This window comes from Mesorhizobium sp. M5C.F.Ca.IN.020.29.1.1 (assembly GCF_003997375.1).
Classification (GTDB): Bacteria; Pseudomonadota; Alphaproteobacteria; order Rhizobiales; family Rhizobiaceae; genus Mesorhizobium; species Mesorhizobium wenxiniae.
On sequence record NZ_RZSW01000822.1, the window covers coordinates 1 to 1,968 of the forward strand.

Below are 1,968 nucleotides of genomic sequence, written 5' to 3' on the forward strand. Positions count from 1 at the left end.
GAACGAAAAGGCCTGGCCAGCGACCGGGCCTTTTTGTTGACCGGTCGCGGCTCGCATCTGCGTGAACGCTAATGTGATGGAACCAGGCGGGCGGCAGAAACCTTAATCTGCAATCCTGCCGCGAAGAAGGCGCGGCAGGTCAACCAACGGCGCTGACGGCAGCGGGGGCATCGGCCGGCGCAAGGAGGTGTCAGATGACGCGTCTTATGGTGTCGATACTTTGCGCGGCGGCTGCCGCGTTTTCCGCCGTCTCGGCAACAGCGGCCGAACAATGCGCGCCACGAGCCGACATGATCAAGGCGCTCGGCGAGAAGTTCCGGGAAAATCCGACTGCGCTCGGCGTTGTCAATCCGAATGTGATTGTTGAAGTCTTCGTTTCCGATAAAGGCACCTGGACCATCCTCGCCAGCGACACACGCGGTCAAAGCTGCGTGGTTTCGGTGGGTGAAGGCTGGGAGAGCGCGGTGACGACAGCCGCACTGCCAGGCACCTGAGCCGCTTAGCGCGTGACAGCCGCCTCGGCATGGCCCCGCGGCCGCGATTCTCGGCGACGATCTTGAACGGATCCACAGGCGCCCCAGCGGGCGCCTGCTTGCGCTTTTTCGGTGCCGGTACCATATATCGAACATAGTGGGAACATCTGGAATCGTCCCCGCTGATGACAGACCGGAACAAGGAAAGGAACGACGCAATGGTGATGACGTCGGAACCGGCCTGGATCGTTCCGGCAAAATGAGGCGTCTCCCTTTGCCGGACGTGATGGCAAAGGAGGTGCCCTATGGCACGCAAATCGCTGTTGGGTTGGGTAAAAGCCCTGGTTCTTGCTGGCGCATTGGCGGTCGGTGCGAACGCCGCAAGTGCCCAGTATCAGTACTGCGTTGAACATGGCGATCTCGTCGCCCACCTGAGCGAGCAGTTCCAGGAAAGACAGTTTGCTTTCGGGCTGATCGGTCAAATGGCGGTTATGGAGGTCTATGTCGCCGAGACCGGAAGCTGGACGATCATCGTCACCGATGTCGCCGGCAGAAGCTGCATCGTCGCGGCCGGCGAACATTGGGAAAACGTGGTGATCCCGCCCGACCAGGACGCATGACGGATTGGGCGATGCTCAACGCCTGGCCGGCGCTAGGCGCTTTGAGGACTTTTGCTCTCTCTTTTTGGCATCAGACCGTCGGTGCCGCCGTTGATGACGTATTCGGCGCCGTGGATTGCAGAAGCACGATTTGAAACAAGGAAGGCGGCTGGCTTTGCGATCTCTTAGCGCGTAGCAGCCGCCTCGGCATGGCCGCGCAGCAGCGCCATCAGGCGCTTGGCATCCTTGGCGGCGGCGTCTTCGTCGCCGTCGAGGATCGAGCGGATCAGCGCGACGTGGTGCTCGGCCGATTCGGCAAGGCCGGTATCGGCCTTGTAGCGGAACCAGAAGCGGCGGCTGTGGGTTTGCAGGGGAGCAGCCAACCGCGCAGCGAAGGGGTTGTCGGCAGCCAGCGCCAGCGCTTCGTCGAGCGCCTTGTCGGCCTGAATGAAGGCGAGCACATTGCCCGATATCACTGCCTTCTGCATGGCAAGCGCGGCGTCGTGAAACAGGTCGGCGGCCTCACGGGTGACGAAGCGGGCGGCCGAACGGGCAAGAACCACCTCGACGCCACGCCGTGCATCGAGAACGCGCAACCAGTCGCCGGGATGGAGCGGGGCAATGGCGATGCCGGCACGGGGCCGGACATCCAGCAGTCCCTCCCACGCCAGTCGTTGGATCGCCTCGCGCACCGGCGTGCGGCCAAGTCCCAGCCTGTCGATCACGGCGCCCTCGGTGATGAAGCTTGAAGGCGCCAGTTCGAGCGTTACGATCATGTGCTCGAGCACCCGGTAGGCTTTCGCCGCCACTGGCTCGAACGCCGGGCTTGTTTCATTGAATATCAAAGGCGAACTCCTGATATATTTTTGATATATCATAGCGAAATCCGTGTTGAC

3 protein-coding genes are annotated in these 1,968 nt (G+C 62.0%); 2 read left to right on the forward strand and 1 reads right to left on the reverse strand.

What is annotated here, in order from left to right; translation table 11 throughout:
* Positions 1 to 194: 194 nt before the first annotated feature.
* Positions 195 to 494, forward strand: coding sequence for a hypothetical protein (locus EOA85_RS33925; protein ID WP_127212602.1), 300 nt, complete (start codon positions 195 to 197; stop codon positions 492 to 494).
* A gap of 284 nt (positions 495 to 778) precedes the next feature.
* Positions 779 to 1,093 carry a hypothetical protein gene (locus EOA85_RS33930; RefSeq protein WP_127212603.1) on the forward strand — a complete coding sequence of 105 codons (315 nt, stop codon included), beginning with the start codon at positions 779 to 781 and terminating at the stop codon, positions 1,091 to 1,093.
* Positions 1,094 to 1,257: 164 nt separating this feature from the next.
* Here EOA85_RS33930 and EOA85_RS33935 read toward each other — a convergent pair whose 3' ends face one another.
* On the reverse strand, positions 1,258 to 1,950 hold the full coding sequence (locus EOA85_RS33935; RefSeq protein ID WP_245486292.1) for a GntR family transcriptional regulator: 693 nt from the start codon (positions 1,948 to 1,950) through the stop codon (positions 1,258 to 1,260).
* Positions 1,951 to 1,968 lie beyond the last annotated feature (18 nt).

Bases quoted from the DNA above. Each gene is read 5' to 3' on its own strand.
- EOA85_RS33925 (WP_127212602.1), top strand. From the start codon at position 195: ATGACGCGTCTTATGGTGTCGATACTTTGCGCGGCGGCTGCCGCGTTT.
- EOA85_RS33930 (WP_127212603.1), top strand. From the start codon at position 779: ATGGCACGCAAATCGCTGTTGGGTTGGGTAAAAGCCCTGGTTCTTGCT.
- EOA85_RS33935 (WP_245486292.1), bottom strand. From the start codon at position 1,950: ATGATATATCAAAAATATATCAGGAGTTCGCCTTTGATATTCAATGAA.